This window comes from Acetobacter sp. DmW_136, from assembly GCF_008690365.1.
In the GTDB taxonomy this organism is placed as follows: Bacteria; Pseudomonadota; Alphaproteobacteria; order Acetobacterales; family Acetobacteraceae; genus Acetobacter; species Acetobacter oryzifermentans.
This window is the reverse complement of record NZ_VHON01000015.1, coordinates 1-22,901: the sequence shown is the minus strand read 5'-3', so window position 1 is coordinate 22,901 and position 22,901 is coordinate 1. Positions and strand designations below refer to the sequence as shown.

Sequence of the window (22,901 nt, the reverse complement as noted above, 5' to 3'; positions counted from 1 at the left end):
GAGGAATGCCTTATCGAGGCACCTCATGAGATTCAAAAAACTATCCCGATCGTCCTGAAATTACCAAGGGAGATGACCGTCTTCATTCTGGAACGTTCCGGTTGGTCCATCTTTCCCGATCAATGCCAGTTTAATGGCGATACCAGCGGCTTGTTCAGGTTTGCGTGTTGGAGCAACCACAGCGTCTTTCGTTGCATCCGTTGCTGTATATCCAGGGCAGACGGCATTCACCTTGATGCCCTTCTCGGACAACAGTGTCGCATAAGTGAGTGTGAGTGAATTTACAGCCGCCTTTGAAGCCTGATAGGTCGGCAGAACAAAGGCTGAATACTGCCATGCCTTGTCACTCCGAAGACCAAACGAACCCAGTTCCGAGGAGACATTCACGATGGTCGCAAAGGGCGCTTCTTCGAGGAGCGGAATACAGGCATCCATCAAGCGAAGCGTGCCGACGACATTGAGGGCCAAAGTCTGTTCCATACGCTCAACGAGCGTCAGATCCTGGGCAAAATCTAAACCTATGCCGGCATTGTTGACCAGAATATCCAAGCGTCCGTAGTCACGCTGGATAAGGCCACAGGTTTTCCACACGCTTGCATCGTCTGTCGTATCAAGCTGGACAGCACGAACATCCAGCCCCTCCTGCCTTAAAGCGGCGCTAACCTCATCCCCCTTTTCCAGATTTCGGCTCCCTAAAAGAACCGTTATGCCTTGCCGCGCCAGACCTTTGGCGATTGCAAAACCGATGCCCCTATTTGCACCACTTACCAGAGCTATTTTTTTCTGATTGCTTGATTGAGACATTGTCAGTGTTCCAGAACGTAATTGGATATGAGCAGCAAATTTGCGGCATATCCTGATGAAACAGACCCGATCATAAATGAGCGAGCGCCTTGCGGAATCAGGCTGACAACCCGTATAAAACCTCAAGTTAACTTGAGGTCAAGCGCTAAAATGACAGGACAAAAATCATCTGCGACTTTTCTAACAGTCGGGGAAGTCTCGCGTCGTAGCGGCGTTGCCGTGTCGGCTTTACATTTTTACGAAAGTAAAAATCTAATTTCTTCAATCAGAACACAAGGCAACCAAAGACGCTACGCGCGGGATATGCTGCGGCGAATTGCGCTGATTAAAGCCGCGCAATCCCTGGGTATCTCTTTAGCGGATATTACAGCCATATTGGCTGCGTTTCCGCTCACTGACAAAATTTCCGCCAAAGATATTGATCAAATGGTACGGAAATGGTCTGTAATGCTTGATGCGCGCATTGCAGGACTGACAAAACTCCGTAATCATCTTGATAAATGTATCGGATGCGGATGCTTGTCCCGAACCGATTGCCCCTTGGTCAATCCTTCAGACTGTCTTTCCAAGAAGGGGCGCGGCGCGGTCGTTCTCTCCTGATCATTGAGTTCATTACATCAGGGATTTCTTCGCATATAACGCGTCTATTTCTTAACTAAAATACGGCGGATCGGGACGATTACATGGCACGCGAAAACTTGAATGATTTGACCGCTCTGGTCGCTGTTGCACGGGCAAAAAGTTTTACAAAAGCTGCCGCGAAATTAGGCGTATCACAGTCGGCACTCAGCCATACCATTCGTCTTTTGGAAGAGCGCCTTGACTTGAGATTGCTGACCCGCACGACAAGAAGCGTTACGCCCACAACTGCTGGACAGCAACTGATCAGCGGCATTGCACCACATTTAGACCAAATAGAAAATCAACTGATATCATTAGGAGAATTAAGAAATCAGGAATCTGGGAATCTTCGAATTACAATGCCTGATGATGCTCTGGCTTACGTTGTCCTGCCTAAGATAAAAGAATTCGTCCAAAAATACCCCAAAATCAATGTAGAGTTTGTAGCAGATCTTAAACTTATTGATATTTTTTCTGAAGATTTTGATGGAGCAATTCGACTTGGTGAAAATATAACAAAAGAGATGACATCTGTTCCTATCACACCAGATATTCGTTTTGTTGTGGCTGGATCACCTGAATATTTTTCAAAAAATCCCAAACCGAAACACCCAAAGGATTTATTAAATCATAATTGTCTAACCTTACGGCTTCCAACGCATGGTCGCATTTACGCTTGGGAGTTCGAGAAAAAGGGGAAAGACATAACCGTGAAAGTAGAAGGATCTTTAATTTTTAATAGCATTTTTCCCATTCGAGATGCCTGCCTGGAAGGTTTAGGTTTGGCTCATATGCCTGAAATGGTAGCACGAAAATACATTCAGGAAGGACGCCTCCTGCAGGTTCTAGAAGACTGGTGCCCTTACTGGTCCGGGTATCATCTCTGCTTCCCCAGACATCATGAAAATGTTGCTCCACTCTCTCTTTTTATCGACGAAATGCGCCTTCATAAAAGCAACCGTTGAATTTCAAATATCTCCCCATTTTCAAGATTAAAAATGGGGAGATATTAAAATTAACGTTCAAATATTACGTTAGATTTTACTTTGATATGGCGACACCCACTATATTCCGCGTTTGTAGATGCGGTTTGCCATTAACGCGCTGAGTGACGCTGCTATAAGAATGAGTGCGCTCACACCAAAAGTCGCACGATAGCCACTTCCGTCGAAGAGAATTCCCCCGCAGGTTGCCCCCATGGTAATAGCCAATTGTACGACCGCAACCATAAGCCCACCTCCTGCTTCCGCATCATTGGGAAGCGTTCTCGCCAGCCAGGTCCACCAGCCAACAGGAGCAGATGTCGCAAACAGCCCCCAGATGGTAAGAATGACGGCAGACATCACGATCGACTTACCCAGGCAAAGAAGCCCGACAGCCAGCAACGCCATAATAAATGGAATGATGATAAGAACCGGATAAACACTGTTCTTCAACAACCCACCAATCAACAGAGTTCCAACAAGACCAGAGACCCCTATCAGCAACAAAATGAACGACAGAGTGGAGACGTTGACGTGAGCAACAATTTCAAGAAATGGTCTTACATAAGTAAACAGGCTAAATTGCCCCATAAAGAAAAGGCCTGCTCCCGCCATACCAACGGCGACCAAAGGTTTTTTGAGCAACCTGAAAACGTTTGGTGACGCATGGGTCTTACCAGACGTCATGGACGGCAGACTTACCAGTTGCCAAAGGAAGACAATAACAGCAACTGGAACAACACAAAAAAATGCTCCACGCCAACCGATCAGACCGCCAAGAAAACTGCCTGCAGGAGCGGCGATAACGGTTGCCAGGGCATTTCCGCCGTTCAGAATGGCCAGAGCCCGTGGAACATGATGTTCTTCGACCAACCGCATGACTGTAGCAGCCGACATCGACCAAAAGCCGCCAATGACCACCCCGATCAAAGCGCGGCCGAGCATGAAAATGAGATAATTTGGTGCGACGGACACAACGCTCCCGGAAACAATCATCACACCAATTAGCCCCAACAGGAGCCATTTGCGATCGAGCCCTCTAGTCAGGGAAGATATGAACAGGCTCGTCAATACGGCAAAAGCACCAGAAACTGAAATGGCCTGCCCGGCCTGCCCTTCACTGATCTGTAAATCAGCTGCAATCGGGGTCAAGAGACTGACGGGCATAAATTCGGATGCAATGAGAGCGAATGCCCCGAGAGACATGGCGAGCACGCCACTCCACGAGCCAGATCTCGCTTCTGGCTCCACTTCCACATCAGGTGATATGTCAGATACTTCTTTCATTATACCTCAACTGAGCGGCCCACTTTCGGAATATAAAGGCCATTTTTCTGAATTCATCAGTATTTTTAAGTATATTGTGACTAAAGATAATAAATAATTTTAATCACAATAAAAAACTCATCAAGAATGTGCTGAATAAACCAGATGACGTGCCAGAACTAGACCGTATAATATCATGATCAAAATGAGCAGATTTCATGAATTAGACTAAGATCCCGCCCAGCAGTATTCATGAAATATACTCATCTCTATGTTCTAAATATCGCCTCTAAACTCAAGCTTTTTATATCGCTATAATGGTTGAGTCAGGTGTACCAGATGAGTGATTCTCAGCGGCAAGATCACAGCGTATTTTGTTTCTACAAAGCTCGGTGAGACCATCTACTGCGTAAGTCGGTCTGAATGTGTCACCCACGTTACGGGTTTTCGCAAAGGTTTCATCTCCAGATGGGAGATAAGGTAAATATGAAAATACGTCTGACACTTGGAGAACAAGTGATCTTTGCTTCGTTGGAAGACACTCCTTCCGGGAGAGATTTTCTCTCTCTTTTGCCAATGACCTTGATGCTTGAAGATTACAATGCGACTGAGAAGATCTGTGACCTTCCCCGGCATTTGTCGAGCGACAAAGCACCCAAAGGATATGCTCCTTCCGCAGGCGACATTGCCTATTATGCTCCTTGGAGGAATATCGCCATCTTTTATCGTAACTTTGAATATTCATCTGGCCTCATCAAGCTCGGCCAGATTGAAGACAACCTTGAGGGGCTTGCTCTCACCGGTCGCCTAAAAATGCAGGTGGAAGCTCTTTAAGCAAAATACATACTGCTATTAATGTATTAAGAATTGTTCGAGGAATCACCATATGAACCAGAAACAGTTTATTTTATCCTACGTCAAAAGAAAATACGATACGATCCCAGACCATCCTTTTCATTACTTTCCCGACTATATCGCACTCCGGCACGAAGATCGCGAGACGTGGTTTGGACTTATCATGAATGTGCCCCGTCAGACACTCAAGCTGAGTGAAGGCGGGAATGTCGATATTCTCGACGTCAAATGCCGCCCGGAAAATATACAGGATTATCTTACGACAGAAGGAATTGTTCCGGCCTACCATATGAACAAATCCCACTGGATCAGTATCCTGCTGGATGGCAGCGTTTCTGATGCTCTCATCGAAAATCTTATCGACGTCAGTTTCGAACTGACGCTCTAGAGATTTTTTCCCATGCACAAGGCTTCAGACAGACTAAAAATCGTAGTCTCTGAACACTCTGTCGATTGCTGCGTGGCAACACTCAAACCGCTTAGGATTACCATAAATGATTAAAGATAAAGTCGTCCTCATCACGGGCGCATCCTCGGGGATCGGCGAAGCCGCGGCAAAGCTACTGGCCGCAAAAGGGGCAAAAGTTGTCCTCGGTGCGCGCCGGGAAAGCCTGCTAAAACAGATCGTGACCGACATTGAAAAAGCCGGCGGTCAGGCTGCCTATCAGGTTCTGGACGTCACGAAGCCATCTGATAACGAACGCATCGTACAATTCGCCAAGGACACGTTCGGTCGTCTGGATGTCATCTTCCTGAACGCGGGCCTCATGCCCAATTCTCCGGTTTCGGCACTCAAAACCGATGACTGGAACAGGATGGTCGACGTCAACATCAAGGGCGTCCTGAACGGCGTCGCAGCCGTCATGCCGTCTTTTCTGGAGCAGAAATCCGGACAGATCATTGCGACGTCATCCGTTGCCGGCATCAAGGCCTATCCGGGATGCGCTGTCTATGGCGGCACGAAATGGTTCGTGCGCAATTTCATGGAAGTGCTGCGTATGGAGTCCGCATCCGCGAACAGCAACATCCGTACCGCAACGCTCTACCCCGCTGCGATCAACACCGAGTTGCTTGATTCCATCACGGACAGTGCCGTGCAGGAACAGATGCAGGGTCTTTACAAGACGTATGGCATCTCGCCTGATCGCGTTGCCGAAGTCGTTGCGTTTGCCATCGACATGCCGGAAGACACGACTGTCAATGAATTTACGGTCGGTCCTGTAAACCAGCCCTGGTAACAGGCAGGCATAGTGTCAGGCTCGCTCCTTTTACGAGCCTGACATTTCCGCTTCGTTTTTCCGGTTTGAAAATATCCGCGCGTTCACGAGAATAATCATCAACGCCGCAGCGATAAAACTCACGGAAAGCAACGGGATACGAGCAGCCCCGAAGCGGTCAAAAACCAGACCTCCAAGCGCGCCTCCGCTAAAAATTCCAGTGTTGTAAACTGTCGTCAGCATCGCTGTCGCCAGCTCCGCATGGGCACGCCCGGCAATCCGGGCTGTTGCCGATTGCAGGATCGTTGGCAGCCCGCCGAATGAGCATCCCCACAAGAAAATCATCACGACTTCGATTGCCGGGGAACGGACCAAAAACAGGACCAGAAGCGACACCACCGTCAGTGCAGGCGCCGTAACCGCGACACCAAACGGAGATTTGTCAGTCAGCCGTCCTACCGTCGTAACTCCTATCAGGGCGCCACTCCCGAAAAGCAGCAAGGCCTCGGTCGTTCCATGCGTCAAACTCAGCATTCCGGCAAAAGGTGCGATATAGGTGTAAAGAGCATAATGCGCGATGATGCCCAACAGCGTCACCAGCAACACCTGCCGCATTCCCGGAATACGTGCGACATGTTTTATGGAAGACGCCTGCTCTTCCTCCAGACTGGAAACAGACGGAAGAATAACCAGCATCCATGCGACAATGCCGAGCGCCACAGCCGACAGCAACGCGTAACTGACGCGCCAGCCCAACACTCCCCCCATCATGGTCCCGAGAGGCAAGCCCGCGACCATGGCAACCGTGCTCCCCACAAGCGTCATTGCAACGGCCCGCCCGACATTTCTGCCGTCGCTGATCCTGACTGCGAACCCGATCACGACAGGCCATGCAACGCCCGCCGCAAGACCAGCAATGATCCTTGCTGCCACTGTAAGAGCATAAGACCCTGACAGCGCCGTCACGCTGTTCGCCAGCGCAAAACAGAAAAGCAGGCCAATCAGGAGAGGTCTACGTGGAAGGCCTCTGGTCAGCGCCACGACTGGAATGGCAGCCGCCGCGGAAGCCAGTGCATAAACAGAGACAAGCAGACCAATCGCAGAGGGCGCGACATCAAGATCCTGCGCCATCGCCGGCAGGACACCCGCCGGCATGGTCTCGGTCACAATCATCAGAAAAGCTGTCGTCGTCAGCGGGAGCAGAGCGCCAATCCGCATTCGACCACCGGGCAAGTCATGATCCAGTCGGGCGTTGGGAGATGTCGTCACACTCTGGTTTTTCCTGAACGAAGGGCCATTACGTAGGGGCTGATGGCTCCTGGATGCTTTGTGCCCTGATAAACTCGGCGAGGACACGGGCTGAGGAAATCGCCCGCGGCCAGCCAATATAGAACGAAAGATGCGTGACAAGTTCGGAAAGTTCGTCCCGCGTCACGCCCATCCTGACGGCTTTTCCAAGATACATCGCCAGAAACTCATTCTGCCCGGAGCCAATCATGGCACTGACAGTCACGAGATTTCGGTCTCTTGGCGTCAGGCCAGGACGCAACCACACGTCTCCATACAGCAGATCGTTCGTAATCTCGACAAGGCCCGGCGCAACCGTCCCGAAACGCTCCTGAAGCAGGGCAACTCGGGCCGCATCCCCCGGAAGCGCCTCATCAACCGACAACAGATCCGGACTCACGGGCGGCAACTGATCCGTTGACACGCCGCGTTGCTCGAAAATCCCCTTCAGGGAAACAACCGCATTAAACGCCGTCGACCATCCCGCATAAAAAGCGACATGCGTGATGAGTTCAGACAGTTCATCTGGTGTCACCCCACTGTCGAGCGCCCTGGTGAAATAATGCGCGAACCCGATTGTCCGCTCCCCAGCCACGAGAGCGGAGACGGTCACGAGACTTCGGTCACGTGCGGAAAGACCGGAGCGCGCCCACAGATCCCGAATAATCGCGGCTTCCGTATAATGCGCCAGAGCAGGAGCCACACCGCGCACATCTTCCAGCGTCAGAGACGGAGTATTGGACATCGTCTTGCTTCCTCCATGGCACCGCTCGAAGCGAAAAAGACGATGCTCTTCCGCTGCCGCATACGCGGCATAGCCGAGCGTTCCAAAAGTTACTTGCTCTGTGTTGAACCCGAGACAAAGCGCTGGGTGATTTCTACCACGCGCTGCCCAAGATGTGCCGCTGTGTCGAGATCGCTCTTGATCGGCGTCACATCCGGGGCCTGATCATTGTTGGACTGCGCCATGGCGCCCAACCAACTACCATGGCGATTCAGGTCGTTCACGCTACCAGTACTGGTGCTATTACCTGGCATCAGGCCGAGATTGACCCACGTCATGCCATGCTGGGCAGCGAATAGCGTGAGAGAAACCAATGAGTTGAGTTTGTCGCCATGCTGGGCGCCCGAGTTGGTGAACCCCGCCGCAATCTTGTTAAGCCACTTCTGCTCAAACCACGCAGTTTTGGTGGAAGCTTCCATGAATTCTTTAAATTTCGCGCTGATCGCACCGTTATAGGTCGGCGAACCAAAGATAATCGCGTCACTGGCTTCCAGCGTGTCCCAGGGAATCTCTCCGTCACCGATCGAAATCAACTTCACATCGGCGCCTGCCACGCGACGCGCGCCTTCCGCAACCGCTTCTGCCTGCCTGGCAGTATGGCCGTAACCACTGTGATATACGATAGAAATCAGCATGATAGATAATCCTGCACTATGTTTTTGCCGCAGAGGGCGGGCAAAGAGCGACACTCTTCCGACCAACTCCACACTGGGCCTCGGTAAGTTTATAATGTAGAATTATATGAGCGTGTGGCGAAATATATTCCCATAATATGAGCGTATAATTCTACAATAAGGGTACCATGCACCACCGCCTTGAAAATATATCCGTCTTTGTCGAAGCCGTTGAGGCAGGCGGTTTCTCCCGCGCGGCAGAACGTCTCGGTCTGTCGCGCTCCGCTGTGGGAAAGGCCGTGGCACGACTGGAGGAACGGCTTGACGCCAGGCTCTTCAACCGGACGACGCGCGTTCTCACCCTGACCGAAGAAGGGCAGATTTATTACGATAAATGTCGACGCGCCCTTAAGGAATTACGCTCGGGAGAAGAACAGCTCCACGCGGGTCGTACCGACGTTGCTGGCAAGGTTCGCATGTCGATGCCAATCTTGTTTGGTCGTCATTGTGTCACACCGATTCTTTTGGAACTGGCTCGCCAATATCCCAATCTTGATCTTGATTTGCGCTTCAGCGATCTCCTTGTGGACGTAATAGGAGAAGGTTTTGATCTGGTAATTCGCCAAGGTCCGATCGCAGATGGAAGCGGATTGCGCATTCGAAAAATATGCAGTCAGAATAAAATTGTTTGTGCTGCACCGTCATATTTTTCCGAACGTGCCAAACCTCAAACAATTCATGATCTTGAGATGCACGATGCCCTGGTTTACTGGCGTTCAAACAGGCTTTTTCCGTGGCAGTTAAGGGATCTGGACGGCAATCTACAGAACTGTAAATTAAAGTGGCGTCTTCAGTTCGACAATCTCGAGGCGATTGTCGATGCTGCCGTTGCAGGACTAGGGATTGCGTGGTTGCCTGACTGGCTTATCAGACCTCATCTGAATGATGGTCGCCTTCTCTCTCTCCTGGACGGATTTCCCTCTACTGCTGTTGATACGTTCGCTGTCTGGCCAGAAACGCCAACATTACCCAAACGCCTGCGTGTAATTGTCGATACTTTGGCTGAAAAATTGCCCGGTATCAGTCAAGAAGATCCGATGCCCCACTAATGTAATTGAGTAAAAATGGCCCTGTTGTAAGGATGCTTTAAACCATACACAGTTTACTCACACTCATGAGAATACCTCATGACCATGTCTATAATGAAAGGGCTAATCCCTGCCTGGGAAAAGGGCTATCTTTTCCCTCATTAGCGCCTTCATCAAGAGCTGATCGATAGACAGAGCTGTTTCAACGGATAATGGGCGGCCCAAATAGTTACCTGAAAGGTCGCTTCAGGCTCCTGTCATTCGAAAACAGAAAAGAATTTACAGCGGTAACGAGGCGCGACCACACACGGAAGGATTGACCATGCACTATACATATCTTGGTCGGACAGGTCTGAAAGTCAGTAAGTTCTGTCTGGGCACCATGAATTTCGGTATGGTTACGGATGAGCCAACGGCTTTCACCATCATGGACACTGCGCTGGACTCCGGGATCAATTTCTTCGACACCGCCGACGTTTACGGTGGGCCACAAACACCGGACATGGCACAGGGTTTTGGCACATCCGAAGAGATCATCGGCAACTGGCTCTCAAAAGATACAAGTCGCCGGAGCCAGATCGTCCTGTCCACCAAGGTGTACCAGCCGATGGGTCTGGGTCCGAACGACAAATATCTGTCAGCCTATCACATCAGAAAGGCCTGTGAGGACAGCCTGCGACGCCTCAAGACAGATCATATCGATCTGTATCAGATGCACCACATCGATCACCGGACGCCCTGGGAAGAAATCTGGCAGGCAATGGAACTGCTCGTTCAGCAGGGCAAAGTAATTTACGTCGGCAGCAGCAATTTCGGCGGCTGGCACATTGCCACCGCACAGGCCGCGGCCAAGGCCCGGAACTTCATGGGGCTGGTCTCGGAACAGAGCCTGTACAACCTGACCGCCCGCATGATCGAACTTGAGGTCATTCCCTCCTGTCGGCACCATGGTCTCGGCATCATCCCGTGGAGCCCGCTTGGCGGCGGTCTGCTCGGTGGCGTTCTGGGCAAAGAAAGCGGGACGCGCAGAGCCAGCAAAATCAAGGAAATCGAGAAATACCGACCACAGCTTGAAGCCTATGAATCCCTCTGCGCGGAACTTGGCGAACAGCCCGCTGACGTCGCACTGGCCTGGCTGCTCCACAACCCTGTCGTGACAGCCCCAATCGTCGGCCCCCGCACGCAGGAGCAGTTGGCAAGCAGTCTTAAAGCACTGGACGTTAGTCTCTCTCCAGACACATTGAAGCGTCTGGATGAAATCTGGCCCGGCCCCGGCGGTGAAGCACCCGAAGCTTACGCCTGGTAACAACCGGCCCTCTTCCAACTGCTACTTCCCCCTGACACCAGCACGCCTGCCTGTGTCAGGGGGGGGCGATACCCTTTTATAGACTTCTCGACGCGGCATCGAGCTGGTCGAATTCTTCATCCGAAAGCGTAATCGCAGCCGCAGCAACGTTCTCTTCCAGATGGCTGACACGGCTAGTTCCCGGAATGGGCAACATCACGGGACTACGCCTGAGGAGCCATGCCAATGCGATCTGACCCGGTGTCGCAGCATGTGTTCTTGCAATGCTATCGACAATCCCGCCCGGCTTTGCCAGTTCGCCGGCCGCCAGAGGAAACCAGGGCATAAAACCGATGCCATTGGCTTCACAGTATTCCAGCACATCTTCATCCGCACGGTCGGTCAGATTGTACCGGTTCTGAACAGTAGCGACCGGGAATATCTTTCTGGCAGCCTCAATCTCCGCGACCGATACCTGACTCAGCCCGGCATACCGGATGAAGCCCTGCTCGATAAAGGAGCGAATGGTCTCAAACTGTCCCTCTGCGGGAAGTTTAGGATCGATCCTGTGAAGCTGCCAGAGATCGATCCGTTCAACCTTCAGCCGCCGAAGGCTCAGACGAACAGCCTGCCCGAGATAGTTTGGATCCCCGACCTGCGGCCATTGTCCTTCCGTCCGGCCAGGACGAACCAGACCGCCTTTCGTCGCAATGGTCAGGCCCCTGTAAGGCGCCAGAGCCTCGGCAATCAGATCCTCGCTGACGAAAGGGCCATAGCTGTCCGCGGTGTCGATGAAATTGACACCGATTTCCGGCAGGCGGCGCAAGACGCGCAGGGCCTCTTCCCGATCTTCAGGCTCTCCCCACACACCCGGTCCGGTAAGGCGCATTACACCAAACCCTAGACGATGAACGGAAATTTCTCCACCTAGCAGGAACTCTCCGGAAAGACTGGCATTAATTCGTGTCATGTCGGCATCCTTCATCACGCATTCGGCACCTGCACTCGGGCATCGTAACACTCGTTTTTTTCAATCCCCGAGAAATTCAACGAGTTTTCAAAATAACCGGACTGCTGCTGGCAGGAACGGTCTGCTCCCTGAGTTTTTTCACATCCGGCTTCATCACGGGAGACTGCCGGTTTCCCCACGAGGATCGGATAAAAGTCAGCACATCTGCGATTTCCCCGTCGGAGAGCTGCTCGCGATATGACGGCATTCGGTAGGAATCCGGCACACCGGCAGCGACGACACGGCCAGACCCGTTGAGTGTGACGTTGATGGAAGAGGAACTGTCCGGCACCAGAGACGAAGCTGCTCCTGCCAGCGGAGGAACCCACTGCCCCTGCCCGCGCCCATCCGTGCCATGACAGAAACTGCACTTTGCCATATAGGTCTGCGCGCCCGGGATACCCTGCCGTCCGGCGGGTTGGACAACCGCAGCCTGTGTCGGCTCATACTGCCACGGCGTTCCGTCACGTTGCGCGTTGCCAGGCAGAGACTTGAGATAATGCGCAACTGCCCGCAGATCATCATCCGAGAAAAACTGCGTCGAGTTGTTGAAAGCCTCCGTCATGGAGCCGAACACGACGGCATGTTCGTTCCGGCCGGTCTTGAGAAAACGGAAGACATCCTCCTCGCTCCACCGACCCAGACCCGTGTTTGCATCGTTGCGCAGGCTGGGCGCAAACCAGCCATCGATCAGAGCGCCGGAGACAAAGGCCGCACTATGGCTGTCTGTCCCCTTTTCGTTGAAGGCCAGACTTCGCGGCGTATGACAGGCCCCGCAGTGCCCCGCCCCTTCAACAAGATAGGCCCCGCGGTTCCATTGGGCATCTTTCGACGTGTCCGGGCGATAAACGTCTGACGGGGCAAAAACCACATTCCAGAAAGCCAGAGGCCAGCGCATGTTCAGCGGCCAGGGGATCGTGCTTTCACGGTTTTCCTGATGAACGGCTGGGACGCCCTTCATGAAATAGGCATAAAGCGCTTTGACATCATCGTCAGAAAGCTTGGCATAGGACGGATAGGGCATGGCCGGATAAAGACGGTGCCCATCCTTTGCCACGCCGGAACGAAGCGCCCTGTCGAAATCCGCCAGCGTATAGGCACCGATCCCCGTCTCACGGTCAGGCGTGATGTTCGTGGCGAAGATTGCGCCCATCGGCGTCACCATCTTTAGGCCCCCGGTATAGGCTGCCCCACCCGGCACACTGTGACAGGCGACGCAATCCGTCAGACGGGACACATACTCCCCTCGTGCCACGAGTTGCGCCGACGGCTCCCCCTGAGAACCGGTTTTCTCAAAGGACGACGCAGGGAGACGGGTCACGAACCATGCCGTTCCCGCAGCCAGAACAGCCGACGCAGAGATCACGACTGCGAAAATTTTCTTCAGGCGGTTAGTCATGTTCAGTTCCGCACTCTTTCTGCTGCACGCGGGACGTGCCAGACGACGATCAAAGTCTCAGCTTGCAAAGTCATGACGTGACAGCGGCATGCTTCGGATACGCCGCCCGGTCAGGGTCGAAACCGCGTTCGCCACCGCGGGCGGAATGGCAGGCAGCGGTGGCTCCCCGACGCCACCCATCTTCTCGCCACTCTCGACAATCTTCACATGCACGCGAGGCATCTGATTCAGAGCGAGAATTGGGTAGCCATCATAGTTCCGCGCGCGCGGCATGCCGTTCTCGTAAACAGTCTCTTCAAGAAGCACCTGAGACAGTCCAAGAGCTATGGCTCCATTGACCTGCGCTTCCACAATCGCGGGGTTTACGACCTTTCCAGGGTCGATGGCTTCCCAGACCTCGTGCACCCTGACACGCCCGTTTTCGAGCGACACTTCCGCAATCGCCGCAGCTTCAGACCCGAAAGGTGACGCCACGCCAATCCCGCGCGCGCGGCGTGAACCATCCGCCGCCGTAAACGGGCCACGCTTCCAGCCACCGGACAGATCTGCGACCGCCCTGAGCAAAGTCGTCAGGCGCCTGTTGTCCCGGAGCAGGTGCAACCGAAGCTCGTAGGGGTCCTGATGTCCCTTGTCCGCAAGTTCGTCCAGAAATGTTTCATAGAGAAAGTCATTCATGGAATTCCCGACGGAACGCCAGTATCCCAGCGTCGCCGGATTTCTGACGAACAACTGGGCGATCCGACGGTCGGGAATATCGTAGGCCTTGTTGGTCAGTCCTTCGAGGGCTGTCGGGTCAAGGTCTTTTCCACGCTTCGTTCCGAGACCTTCCGTTGCTCCTTCCGTAGCGCTGACGACGTCAAGCGCAACAGGACGACCAGTCGCATCAAGCCCCGCACGGAACCGCACGGCCGCCATGGGGCGCAGGGCATCACGCAGGAATTCTTCCTCACGGGTCCAGATCAACTTGATGGGCCGACCCGTCGCTTTGGCGAGCGCAATGGCCTGCGGATAGGGGCTACCATGGTCGTAAAGGAAATGACGTCCGAAAAACCCACCCAGTAATGGCGAATGAATCGTGATCTTTTCGGCATCCATCCCGGTGCGCCTGGCCATATCGGCACGGAACATGTCGGGCGCCTGATTGGGGAGCCAGACATCGAGTGTTCCATCGGGATTATACCGTGCCAGTGCGGAAGGAGGCTCAAGCTGTCCATGGTTCACGTACTGGCTGAAATACGTTGCCTCGACGACTGTATGGGCGTTTTTCAATCCACGCGTCACATCGCCTTTAGTCTCCGCGTTCTCTTCTTTCCCGGATACTGTCGCAAGATGTTTCCTGAACTCTTCCGTCGAAAAATCCGCTGGCATCACACGAATGTCTGAGGCTGCCCCCGGTTCAGCCTCAGACCAGTCCACCAGCAGAGCTTCAACCCCGCGTCTGGCGTGCCACCACCGCTCGGCCACGACCGCCACCGCCCCTGGCAGACGATGAACGGAGTGAACACCCTTCATCTGGCGCACCTGTTCTTCGTTGCGGATGGAGCCAACCGTCATACCAAGGCGCGGCGCATGCTGGACCGCTGCGTGCAGCATGCCATCAACCCGCACATCAATTGCGTAGTCGAGCTTGCCTGTCGATTTCTCGTAGATATCCAGCCGCTTGACCGACTTGCCGATCCAGCGGAACTGCGACGGATCTCTCAGCTTTACGCTGGCCGGATCAGGCACCGGGAGATCCATGGCCACATGCGCCAGTTCTCCATAATTGACCGTTCGGCCCGATGCGGCATGAACGACCTGTCCCGGCTGAGTGGTCAGCTCTGACACGGGAACACCCAGATGCTGCGCCCCGGACTGAAGCAGCATCTCACGTCCGAGCGCACCTAGACGCCGCATGGCCGGATACCCGTTCCGCACCGACATGCTCCCGCCCGTGATGCGCATACCGCTGTCCATCACAGCGTATTCATCCCCTGCCGGGGCATTTTCAACAAGAAAAGTCGAAGGGGCCGCGTCCAGTTCCTCGCCGACGATCTGCGCCATGGCAGTGAACGTTCCCTGCCCGCCTTCAATGAAGGGGCTTTGCAGGCGCACGGTATTATCCGGACGGATTTCCAGGAATGCGGGGACCTGTGTTCCCCGATATTTTGGTCCCTTCGCGGCCTGGGCACGCGCCTGTCGGGTCGGCAGGCCGAAACCCAGCACGAATGCGCCCGTTGCTGCCCCTGCCGATGTCAGCATAAAGCGCCGTCTGGACAGATTGACCGGGCCCTGCTGCATCAGGGGAGCATCGTCAAAAAGACCGTTCACCATTCTTATGCTCCCCCGTCCGTTGAACCGGACGCCAGATCATGAATGGCGGCACGAATGGCGTTATAGGTTCCGCAGCGGCAGAGATTGACCATCGCTGCGTCGATATCAGCATCCGTGGGGTGGGGAACCTGCCTGAGCAGTGAGGTCGCGGCCATGACCTGCCCGGACTGGCAGTAACCACACTGCGGCACCTGATGTTTCACCCATGCAGCAACCACACGCTTGCCGAGATCATCCTGCTCGATCGCCTCGATGGTCGTGATCGACGCTCCTGCCACTTTTTCAACAGGTGTCACGCAGGACCGCACGGCCTGTCCGTCGACCAGCACAGTGCAGGCCCCACACTGCGCCAGCCCACAGCCATACTTGGTGCCCGTCATCGCAAGGTCGTCGCGCAGAACCCAGAGCAAGGGAGTATCAGGTTCGACATCCACATGGTGCTGAATACCGTTGATGTTCAACTCCATGTAAACCTCCCATTATTGATTTTGTACAAAATCATTATGAATGGTGACGTAATTCACCAATCCAGATTTTTGTTTTCAGTCCATTCAACGGCGTGAACTCTTATGTTATTATTTTTCAAAATAGAAAATTAGCCCTAATTTAATGCATATAATCATGAGCACAGCACATAAATGTATAACGATTTGAAGCTGTAAAACTTAAGGAATTCTATGTCTTCCCATGAACTGGACTTTGGATTGAAGTGAAGTCTGTCCCTTGAAAACTGACATTAAAAAAATACCCAGAATCATGTCATCGGGATCCTGAAGGGGGGTAGGCATGTTCTGCGGCTACATATTTATGCCGCAGGCTCAGGAGTAGAAATACTATGTTTATACGTGGCAATTGAAAATACGGCGGGATGGTGGAATGGCCGCTCAACGCTCTCTATGAAGAGCTTGATAGCGGTCTGATCACTGGAGACACTGCCGGCAAAACACTCGCCGCACCCGGTGTGCACCGAGAAGCTATGATCTGGGCGCCCCGGGTAAGACGTATTCGCCATTCACTCACCGGTTGACCCGCTTCGTAAGTGGCTTCTCGTGCCTATTCTAGGTTGGCTCCAGAACTCACGCAGACGTGAAAACCGACAAAATTGCGCCTGATTACTTTTCCGTTTGTTTCCTATGTGTTTCCTGCGTTGTGTTTCAGGCACAAAAAAAGCCACCCTTCTGGGTGGCTTTTCTTCTGTCTTTTCAGACGGATACGTATGGTTGCGGGGAACCGCACACTACGATCCCGGCGAAATGTGGCGAATGGTCATTCGCAAGCGTCGTTGGTTGCGGGGGCACGCAAGCACCGATGCCAACATTCACTTCAGGCGGTAATATAATTACGCAGTATCAGAAGCTTGGCACTTTAAATCAAAACGGATGCTCGGCTTAGCACTACATTTGCGCTTTCTTGAGAGTTCTGAATCTATGGGCAACCATGATTTGGAACGAGATGAATGGCACGACGTCGGTCGAGAATGTTCTGGAACTGACGCTTGAGGCGTTGCGAGATACGAAGGCCCGGATGCGCCCGGTGTGCGGTCAGGAGCGGATTGCAGCGTCGGCGGGATGTTTTCTTGAGACGCCGCTGGGCAACGAGCCGCGGAAGACCGGCTGGATGCGTGCGAAAGCGGCGGGCGACCCGGGGTCGTGGCGGCAGCAGGCGCTGCTGGGCCGGGCACAGTGGGATGCCGATGCACTGCGTGATATCGTGCGCGATCACGTGGTGGATCATCTCGGCGATCCCGACGCCGTTTTGGTCGTCGACGAGACCGAATTCCTAAAGAAAGGCTCGGCGTCCTGCGGGGTCGGACGGCGATATACCGGCTCGGCTGGCAAGATCACCAACTGCCAAATCGGCGTGTTCGTGACCTATGTTTCTGGGAAAGGCCACGCCTTTCTCGACCGAGCGCTGTATCTGCCGAAAAGCTGGACCGACAAACCGGAACGGCTGGCGGGGCCCATGTGCCCCACGAGATCCGCTTTGCCAGCAAGCCGTCGCTGGCCACCGTGATGATCGGGCTAGCGCTGGCGGCTGAGGTGCCGTTTTCATGGGTCGCGGGCGACAGCGTCTACGGCGTCGGCGACCTGGAGATGGCTCTGCGCCACGCTGGCAAGGGGTTCGTTCTGGGCGTGAACGCCAATCACTGGTTTCACTCATGGCGACCCGACGTGATGTGGGTCACCGCCTTCATCATCGGCCGTCTTCATGAGGAACTATCTGTACGGAGCCAGCGGAGGAAGTCGGACGGACAATAGTCTGAAGTGGGCGAGGCGCCGAGTCCTAAAATTGATAAAAATCACCTCGATTGATATACAATTTTCCGGAATGCCTCTTATGCTATTTTTAATTGTCATTATTAGATTATCTGACTTGCAATGCACTCCGAAATCAAAGACATTATAGAAAATTTATGTAATTTGTTATAATCCTTAACCATAACACAAAGTAATATTTCTAATATGTCAGACAAAAAAAGAAGTATCGCAATATGGTGCACACCTCACGAAGGTAATATATCAACAAGTTACCAAATACATATAAATTTCTGGAGAATTTCCAAAAAAAGCAAACTAAAAAAAGTAAATAACAAGAGAGATTTTATAGAAATCGGAATACTACTAAATAACCCAAGGGAAATAAAGGAAATTTGTCTTTATATTCCAATTAAAGTTAACGTTAAAGATATATCGGATTGCTCAAATTATTTCAAAAATAACGATATAGCGCAAGGAATATTCAATGAACCTTTAAATTCTTTTGAAGATAATAACCCAAGAAGAATAGATTTTCTAAAACTAAACGAAAAATTTGGAAGCATTTACCAATTTCCAACTTCCAATGCAATATTAGATAGTAATTATATAAATATATCAGAACAAAACGACGGAAGTATTATAAAAATAACAGATACTTCCTTGAATTGCGCAAAGGAAATATATAATTTAACAGAAAAATTTGTATATTTTAGAATTAGAGTCTTCATACCTCATGATAATAATCCCTTCATAAAAGATATAGAGCCCCTGGATTCCATAATGATGAGTGGATTTGATGTAGTTGAATACATGGATTTCAGAATAAATGAAGCTAGAATGCTGCCTGATCAAGTCGAGGATATTATAAGAAATTCTACGTCAGGTCGTAAAATACCATGTGATTACATTGCTTTTCTTACAGCGGTTCCGGTGACCACATCCTTATCTATCAGTAGTCCGAATATGCATAAGCAGAGACTTCTTGAGCACGAAATTTGGAATGATTACGTACCTGATGGCATCCCAGACGGAATGATGGTGTACCATTGGAAAAAATTACCTCCAAATGAATCAAATAGCGTCGATGATTTTATAACTTTTATCAAACTTCAAACTCGTTTCACGGACTCTATTACTCTGATCAAATATCTTATCTTCGCATTTTTATTCGGAATAGCGGGAAATCTTTGCGCCTCGGTGGTACAATATTGTTTCACAACCTATATGTGGCCCGCACGTTGAGATTCAAACCCACACAGGACTTTAATGTGTTATGATGACATCATTGTATGACGGAAGTGAAATATTATGCTGATTAATTCCAAGCGCACTGGACTTCACTCCATCCAACAAGTCGATATCACTCAATCCACGACGCTATCTGCCAAGGAAAAAGAGGCGTTGGCTTTCTTGATTCCATTATCACAAGATTATCCAGGAATTGAAAATTGGTTTATTAGGAAAGTAGTGCCCGGACTTCGAGACGGAACACGTCTCTTGTTGCGTATTGAACGGGAAAATGTTCTCGTTGGAATCGGTATCGGTAAATATGATCACACTGAACGAAAAATCTGCACTGTTCGCATCTCTCCACAATATGCAGGCCGGGGGTTAGGCCTAAGGATATTTGATAATCTTCTCCGTTGGCTTGATACAGACCAGCCACATCTAACTGTAACTGATCATAGATTGCCTATTTTCGAACGTATATTTAATTATTACGGCTTCAACCTTACATCACACCAAAAAGGCCTCTATGTACCCAATGCTTCTGAACTAAGTTATAATGAGACGGCGTCCAATCCAGATTTATCCGATACGGGAGAGAATTTTTTTTATGAGAGGCGTAAGATCAAAACTCTCAGTCACACTGGCCTCTTCAAACGGCAAACTTAATCGTTCAGAGTATGACTTTGCCATATGATTAGATTCTTTTATTTGTTTTTCAATATCTTCGACCTTTCGAAGCGGCCTTACTCGCGTATCACCAGTCCGGCGGGCTAACACATCTGATGCCGATGCAGTTAATGATATAATAGCATTTGGTTGTAACAAAGCTACGGCTTCAACCGGCACAGTAACTAATTCGTGGCCGTTATCAATAACACTATGGGCATCCAGAAGAGCTACTTCAAAAGAACCGACGCTTAGCTTTTTATCTAAAACCTCCCCGAGAAGATGCTGGTCCGCTTTAATTTTATCTACGCCCCGCAACCTAAGTCGTTCACCTGTATCCTGCTTTATCTCCTGCATTAGGGTTCCCATACTTAGATAGATAGCCATTGGATTTTTAGAAACGTATGCTTTACAGGCCGTTGTCTTTCCTATTCCAGACACGCCAAATACCATGATACGTTTTTTCATGCCGCGAATAACTCCCGCTGTTCAAATTCGTTATCGAGCCGCATTTCAGGAACATACATAAAAGACTGTGGAGGCGTAAATTTTTCAAATAACTGATAGGGGCATATATGATGCTCAGGAACCCGGATATTACCCACTTCTATTGCAAAACCCACTGATCTCTCATTAAAATAGCTATCGAAAAAATCTTTAGAAATTCCTGCTCCATGATGCGTTTTTTCCCACAGCTTTTTAGGATGCTCTTCTATAACTCTTTCTATATCAAACTCACAAACAATCTTTCCTACAGGCATCGTGGCATAAATAATGACCGAATTAACGCGAGAGGCATCAAATATTTTTTTTCGATATTCGAATATTTTCTCTCCACTCAATATTCTTTCAACAAAAATTGGCTTAATTGACAATAAGACGCGCATCGACTTTTCCTAACTCAAGTATTTTTTGGAATTGAGTATTTGATAACTCTCGAAAATTCCACCGGGGTTGTTCGCTAATCCCCGCTTCATCCATCAATACCCCTCGGGTCGTACGTCGATGAAATGCTACATTGTACGTCATTTTCGCAACATAAAGACGTTTATTACTCAAGTATTGTGAACGCAACTCTTCTTCTCCAAACACACTTCGTGGTTTTGTATATTCGAGAAATTCATCTATACTTGGAAAATCTTTTTTAGATCGAACTTCCTCTACAACACAAACTGAAGTGGCTACCGAGCGAAAATATGCAGGCCCGCGATTATCCGATGTTCTATAGATAACCACCAAATCTCCCGGAGACATACTCATTAAAGATGTTCTACCAATATAAACTTTATGTATCGTATTTGTATAAGACACATCCCTCACAATATCTTCAGGCTCATTATTAAGTATAGAATCAGGAAGGAGACGTGAATGATACTCTGGGTATACAGCAAGCAACCAATAGCGCTTATTTTTTGTATGTAAGAACGGATAGTCGAGAAGTGAATTTCCACTTACATCCGAAAAAATACGAGCTAATACCAACTCTGTGCCATCAGTCGTGGTCTTCGTTGCCACTTTCTTAAAACCGTAACGTTCAAACAATTTTATAAGCGTCGCATGCAGCTCGAATACCGTTACATAAACTCCCTCACGTTTCCGAGAAATCGCCGTATCAAAAATTTTCTTAATTACACGCTCACCTAAACGCGTTCCACGTCCCTCGATCTTCAATGTACCCACTTTCAACCATTTTAAGGCCGGAAGAGGAGGATCGGTATCGTCAACTGAACCGGTTTCGTCTTTTAAATATACCATTCCACTTAAAACGTGAGATGTATCTATGACCGCATAGACATCTTCTTCTAACTTCGATGCGAACCAGTTAGGAAACCCATCATACCCCTTTTTTAAGCTATCAAAAAAAGGATCCTCAATATTGAGTTCCTTAAATTTTGTAAGATGCAAGCGTCTTGACAAGACCGTATTGCCTCCCGCAATCCGAATGAATTTGACTTTTATAAACAAAGAATACGATCTTGCCAGAGTGTTTCATCGAATAAGTGCCATTCCCTGTGACCTGCACCCTTTTTCGCCCATTAGAAGAAAATTACCCAGTTTTCATAGCCTGAGGTCAATAGAGTAATAAGGGTTTCAAAGACAGCGTCCGACGCTCTCGTCTAGCATCATGGGTGGGACACCTGCTTTTTCTGGGGCTCGAGAACCAGATCTCGATTCAAAACAAGCGTGAACGGCAAACCCGGCCGTTCGGTCAGCGTGGGCTGGATATTCAGGCTACGGTCGATCAGTCGATTGCCGACCATCGAGAAACCATTCGACGCCCCACTGCGGATCGCCCGCATTAGGTTGTTCTCGTTCCATGACGTCCCGGCTTCGGAGCCCACGCTGAGCAGGGTCGTAACCAGAGAGGCCCTGAAGAGCTGGCCCCAATGATTGTTCACTTCGTCGGACAGGCCGGACTGGCCGATGGCGTCGCCGCCGGCGAGTTTTTCCAGCACGAAGCTCTCGCCGTTCGGGTAAATCAACCGGGTCCAGATGATCTGGGTGCGCTGCTGCCCGAAGTAGACACTGCTGTTATAGGCTCCAAACAGGGTGCTGCCCTGCGGGATCAGAAGATACCGCCCGGTCGGGCTGTCATAGACGTTCTGGGTGACATGCCCGACGATCTGGCCCGGCAGGTCGGAGCTGATCTTCGTGTTGAGCGCGCCCGTGATGACAGTACCGGCCTGAAGCACATAGGGCGAAACTGGCGGAATGATGCGATCCGGGCTGGTCATCAGCCGGTCAGGCTGGCCCGCCAGAAAGGCCCGGTTGCCAGATTGTGCGTTCGTCGCAGGGGACGGATTTGCCTGGGAGGCAGAGGCACTTGGCGCTGGTGGGGCCTGCTCGCTGCCCCTGTCACGGTCCCCCGTCTGCACGAACAATTTGCTGGCGATCGCAGCCTCCACCTCCTGCGCAGCCCGCCGGTCGTCGCCGCCGGATGCGACCTTTCCCTGCTCCTGTGCGTGCAGGATGGTATGCCCCAGATCGCCCGGCAATGCTGGTCCCAGCTTCGGCACGTCCTTGCCGACATAGTCGGACGGCAGCCCTGCTAGACCATCGGCAGACGGGCGGGCGTCCGTGTCCTGGCTGACGGCTGGGGGTGAAGTCTGACTGCTGCTTTCCAACGCATAGCCTAGGCTCAGGACCTATTAATTTATTGAACTGAGCGAGCGGTTGTGATTCAGAGGCTTACCGATGGAGGGTGGGCCTGTGAGTGATGTG

At 51.2% G+C, this 22,901-nt stretch carries 22 protein-coding genes and 1 pseudogene; 10 read left to right on the top strand and 13 right to left on the bottom strand.

The window, feature by feature from the left end; genetic code table 11:
- Positions 1–60: 60 nt before the first annotated feature.
- Positions 61–804 (bottom strand): SDR family NAD(P)-dependent oxidoreductase, encoded by a 744-nt coding sequence (locus FKW31_RS06325; RefSeq protein ID WP_150178079.1) that lies wholly within the window; start codon positions 802–804, stop codon positions 61–63.
- 27 nt (positions 805–831) lie between these two features.
- Between FKW31_RS06325 and soxR the strand changes: the two genes are divergently transcribed.
- Both soxR and FKW31_RS06315 read left to right on the top strand, forming a co-directional pair.
- The gene (gene soxR, locus FKW31_RS06320) at positions 832–1,404 is read left to right on the top strand and encodes a redox-sensitive transcriptional activator SoxR (protein ID WP_370513046.1); all 573 of its coding nucleotides are present in this window, start codon (positions 832–834) and stop codon (positions 1,402–1,404) included.
- A gap of 83 nt (positions 1,405–1,487) precedes the next feature.
- The gene (locus tag FKW31_RS06315; RefSeq protein ID WP_150178078.1) at positions 1,488–2,390 is read left to right on the top strand and encodes a LysR family transcriptional regulator; all 903 of its coding nucleotides are present in this window, start codon (positions 1,488–1,490) and stop codon (positions 2,388–2,390) included.
- Positions 2,391–2,489: 99 nt separating this feature from the next.
- On the opposite strand, the gene FKW31_RS06310 is transcribed toward FKW31_RS06315, so the two are convergent.
- Positions 2,490–3,695, bottom strand: a complete 1,206-nt coding sequence (locus FKW31_RS06310; protein ID WP_150178077.1) for an MFS transporter — start codon at positions 3,693–3,695, stop codon at positions 2,490–2,492.
- A gap of 465 nt (positions 3,696–4,160) precedes the next feature.
- Here FKW31_RS06310 and FKW31_RS06305 point away from each other — a divergent pair, with 465 nt between their 5' ends.
- From FKW31_RS06305 to FKW31_RS06295, 3 genes are all read left to right on the top strand, one after another.
- Positions 4,161–4,508 (top strand): cyclophilin-like fold protein, encoded by a 348-nt coding sequence (locus FKW31_RS06305; protein ID WP_150178076.1) that lies wholly within the window; start codon positions 4,161–4,163, stop codon positions 4,506–4,508.
- Between the two features lie 52 nt (positions 4,509–4,560).
- The gene (locus FKW31_RS06300; protein WP_150178075.1) at positions 4,561–4,917 is read left to right on the top strand and encodes an MmcQ/YjbR family DNA-binding protein; all 357 of its coding nucleotides are present in this window, start codon (positions 4,561–4,563) and stop codon (positions 4,915–4,917) included.
- Positions 4,918–5,023: 106 nt separating this feature from the next.
- On the top strand, positions 5,024–5,767 hold the full coding sequence (locus FKW31_RS06295; RefSeq protein WP_150178074.1) for an SDR family oxidoreductase: 744 nt from the start codon (positions 5,024–5,026) through the stop codon (positions 5,765–5,767).
- A 30-nt stretch (positions 5,768–5,797) separates the two neighbouring features.
- On the opposite strand, the gene FKW31_RS06290 is transcribed toward FKW31_RS06295, so the two are convergent.
- From FKW31_RS06290 to FKW31_RS06280, 3 genes are all read right to left on the bottom strand, one after another.
- Positions 5,798–7,015: an MFS transporter gene (locus FKW31_RS06290; RefSeq protein ID WP_150178073.1), complete on the bottom strand. Its 1,218-nt coding sequence runs from the start codon at positions 7,013–7,015 to the stop codon at positions 5,798–5,800.
- Between the two features lie 28 nt (positions 7,016–7,043).
- On the bottom strand, positions 7,044–7,778 hold the full coding sequence (locus tag FKW31_RS06285; protein WP_150178072.1) for a carboxymuconolactone decarboxylase family protein: 735 nt from the start codon (positions 7,776–7,778) through the stop codon (positions 7,044–7,046).
- An 89-nt stretch (positions 7,779–7,867) separates the two neighbouring features.
- On the bottom strand, positions 7,868–8,452 hold the full coding sequence (locus tag FKW31_RS06280) for a flavodoxin family protein (protein WP_089179199.1): 585 nt from the start codon (positions 8,450–8,452) through the stop codon (positions 7,868–7,870).
- 167 nt (positions 8,453–8,619) lie between these two features.
- Between FKW31_RS06280 and FKW31_RS06275 the strand changes: the two genes are divergently transcribed.
- Entirely contained in the window at positions 8,620–9,540 is a 921-nt protein-coding gene (locus FKW31_RS06275) for a LysR family transcriptional regulator (protein WP_150178071.1), read from the top strand.
- A 301-nt stretch (positions 9,541–9,841) separates the two neighbouring features.
- Positions 9,842–10,825, top strand: a complete 984-nt coding sequence (locus FKW31_RS06270; protein ID WP_150178070.1) for an aldo/keto reductase — start codon at positions 9,842–9,844, stop codon at positions 10,823–10,825.
- A gap of 76 nt (positions 10,826–10,901) precedes the next feature.
- On the opposite strand, the gene FKW31_RS06265 is transcribed toward FKW31_RS06270, so the two are convergent.
- The 4 genes from FKW31_RS06265 to FKW31_RS06250 all read right to left on the bottom strand — a co-directional run bounded on the left by FKW31_RS06265 (position 10,902) and on the right by FKW31_RS06250 (position 15,992).
- A complete protein-coding gene (locus FKW31_RS06265) occupies positions 10,902–11,789 on the bottom strand; it encodes an aldo/keto reductase (RefSeq protein WP_150178069.1) in 888 nt (295 codons plus the stop codon).
- 61 nt (positions 11,790–11,850) lie between these two features.
- Positions 11,851–13,212 (bottom strand): cytochrome c, encoded by a 1,362-nt coding sequence (locus tag FKW31_RS06260; RefSeq protein WP_150178068.1) that lies wholly within the window; start codon positions 13,210–13,212, stop codon positions 11,851–11,853.
- Positions 13,213–13,269: 57 nt separating this feature from the next.
- Positions 13,270–15,525 (bottom strand): xanthine dehydrogenase family protein molybdopterin-binding subunit, encoded by a 2,256-nt coding sequence (locus FKW31_RS06255; RefSeq protein ID WP_150178067.1) that lies wholly within the window; start codon positions 15,523–15,525, stop codon positions 13,270–13,272.
- A gap of 2 nt (positions 15,526–15,527) precedes the next feature.
- Positions 15,528–15,992 carry a (2Fe-2S)-binding protein gene (locus FKW31_RS06250; RefSeq protein WP_150178066.1) on the bottom strand — a complete coding sequence of 155 codons (465 nt, stop codon included), beginning with the start codon at positions 15,990–15,992 and terminating at the stop codon, positions 15,528–15,530.
- A gap of 970 nt (positions 15,993–16,962) precedes the next feature.
- Between FKW31_RS06250 and FKW31_RS06240 the strand changes: the two are divergent.
- The 3 genes and pseudogenes from FKW31_RS06240 to FKW31_RS06230 all read left to right on the top strand — a co-directional run.
- Positions 16,963–17,687, top strand: a pseudogene (locus FKW31_RS06240) (IS701 family transposase); the annotation flags it as partial.
- A gap of 300 nt (positions 17,688–17,987) precedes the next feature.
- On the top strand, positions 17,988–19,025 hold the full coding sequence (locus tag FKW31_RS06235) for a hypothetical protein (protein ID WP_150178064.1): 1,038 nt from the start codon (positions 17,988–17,990) through the stop codon (positions 19,023–19,025).
- Between the two features lie 66 nt (positions 19,026–19,091).
- On the top strand, positions 19,092–19,679 hold the full coding sequence (locus FKW31_RS06230) for a GNAT family N-acetyltransferase (protein WP_193562050.1): 588 nt from the start codon (positions 19,092–19,094) through the stop codon (positions 19,677–19,679).
- On the opposite strand, the gene FKW31_RS06225 is transcribed toward FKW31_RS06230, so the two are convergent.
- From FKW31_RS06225 to FKW31_RS06210, 4 genes are all read right to left on the bottom strand, one after another.
- On the bottom strand, positions 19,593–20,147 hold the full coding sequence (locus FKW31_RS06225) for an ATP-binding protein (RefSeq protein WP_141300861.1): 555 nt from the start codon (positions 20,145–20,147) through the stop codon (positions 19,593–19,595). The genes FKW31_RS06230 and FKW31_RS06225 overlap by 87 nt on opposite strands.
- Positions 20,144–20,566, bottom strand: coding sequence for an ASCH domain-containing protein (locus FKW31_RS06220; RefSeq protein WP_141300863.1), 423 nt, complete (start codon positions 20,564–20,566; stop codon positions 20,144–20,146). Before FKW31_RS06220 ends, FKW31_RS06225 begins: the two co-directional genes overlap by 4 nt.
- Complete coding sequence (locus tag FKW31_RS06215; RefSeq protein ID WP_150178063.1) at positions 20,544–21,596, bottom strand: N-acetyltransferase; 1,053 nt, start codon at positions 21,594–21,596, stop codon at positions 20,544–20,546. Before FKW31_RS06215 ends, FKW31_RS06220 begins: the two co-directional genes overlap by 23 nt.
- Before the next feature lie 206 nt (positions 21,597–21,802).
- Complete coding sequence (locus FKW31_RS06210; protein WP_150178062.1) at positions 21,803–22,822, bottom strand: TrbI/VirB10 family protein; 1,020 nt, start codon at positions 22,820–22,822, stop codon at positions 21,803–21,805.
- Positions 22,823–22,901 lie beyond the last annotated feature (79 nt).

Coding starts and splice junctions, on each gene's coding strand:
- FKW31_RS06325 (WP_150178079.1), bottom strand. CDS start 804: ATGTCTCAATCAAGCAATCAGAAAAAAATAGCTCTGGTAAGTGGTGCA.
- soxR (WP_370513046.1), top strand. CDS start 832: ATGAGCAGCAAATTTGCGGCATATCCTGATGAAACAGACCCGATCATA.
- FKW31_RS06315 (WP_150178078.1), top strand. CDS start 1,488: ATGGCACGCGAAAACTTGAATGATTTGACCGCTCTGGTCGCTGTTGCA.
- FKW31_RS06310 (WP_150178077.1), bottom strand. CDS start 3,695: ATGAAAGAAGTATCTGACATATCACCTGATGTGGAAGTGGAGCCAGAA.
- FKW31_RS06305 (WP_150178076.1), top strand. CDS start 4,161: ATGAAAATACGTCTGACACTTGGAGAACAAGTGATCTTTGCTTCGTTG.
- FKW31_RS06300 (WP_150178075.1), top strand. CDS start 4,561: ATGAACCAGAAACAGTTTATTTTATCCTACGTCAAAAGAAAATACGAT.
- FKW31_RS06295 (WP_150178074.1), top strand. CDS start 5,024: ATGATTAAAGATAAAGTCGTCCTCATCACGGGCGCATCCTCGGGGATC.
- FKW31_RS06285 (WP_150178072.1), bottom strand. CDS start 7,778: ATGTCCAATACTCCGTCTCTGACGCTGGAAGATGTGCGCGGTGTGGCT.
- FKW31_RS06280 (WP_089179199.1), bottom strand. CDS start 8,452: ATGCTGATTTCTATCGTATATCACAGTGGTTACGGCCATACTGCCAGG.
- FKW31_RS06275 (WP_150178071.1), top strand. CDS start 8,620: ATGCACCACCGCCTTGAAAATATATCCGTCTTTGTCGAAGCCGTTGAG.
- FKW31_RS06270 (WP_150178070.1), top strand. CDS start 9,842: ATGCACTATACATATCTTGGTCGGACAGGTCTGAAAGTCAGTAAGTTC.
- FKW31_RS06265 (WP_150178069.1), bottom strand. CDS start 11,789: ATGAAGGATGCCGACATGACACGAATTAATGCCAGTCTTTCCGGAGAG.
- FKW31_RS06260 (WP_150178068.1), bottom strand. CDS start 13,212: ATGACTAACCGCCTGAAGAAAATTTTCGCAGTCGTGATCTCTGCGTCG.
- FKW31_RS06255 (WP_150178067.1), bottom strand. CDS start 15,525: ATGGTGAACGGTCTTTTTGACGATGCTCCCCTGATGCAGCAGGGCCCG.
- FKW31_RS06250 (WP_150178066.1), bottom strand. CDS start 15,992: ATGGAGTTGAACATCAACGGTATTCAGCACCATGTGGATGTCGAACCT.
- FKW31_RS06235 (WP_150178064.1), top strand. CDS start 17,988: ATGTCAGACAAAAAAAGAAGTATCGCAATATGGTGCACACCTCACGAA.
- FKW31_RS06230 (WP_193562050.1), top strand. CDS start 19,092: ATGCTGATTAATTCCAAGCGCACTGGACTTCACTCCATCCAACAAGTC.
- FKW31_RS06225 (WP_141300861.1), bottom strand. CDS start 20,147: ATGAAAAAACGTATCATGGTATTTGGCGTGTCTGGAATAGGAAAGACA.
- FKW31_RS06220 (WP_141300863.1), bottom strand. CDS start 20,566: ATGCGCGTCTTATTGTCAATTAAGCCAATTTTTGTTGAAAGAATATTG.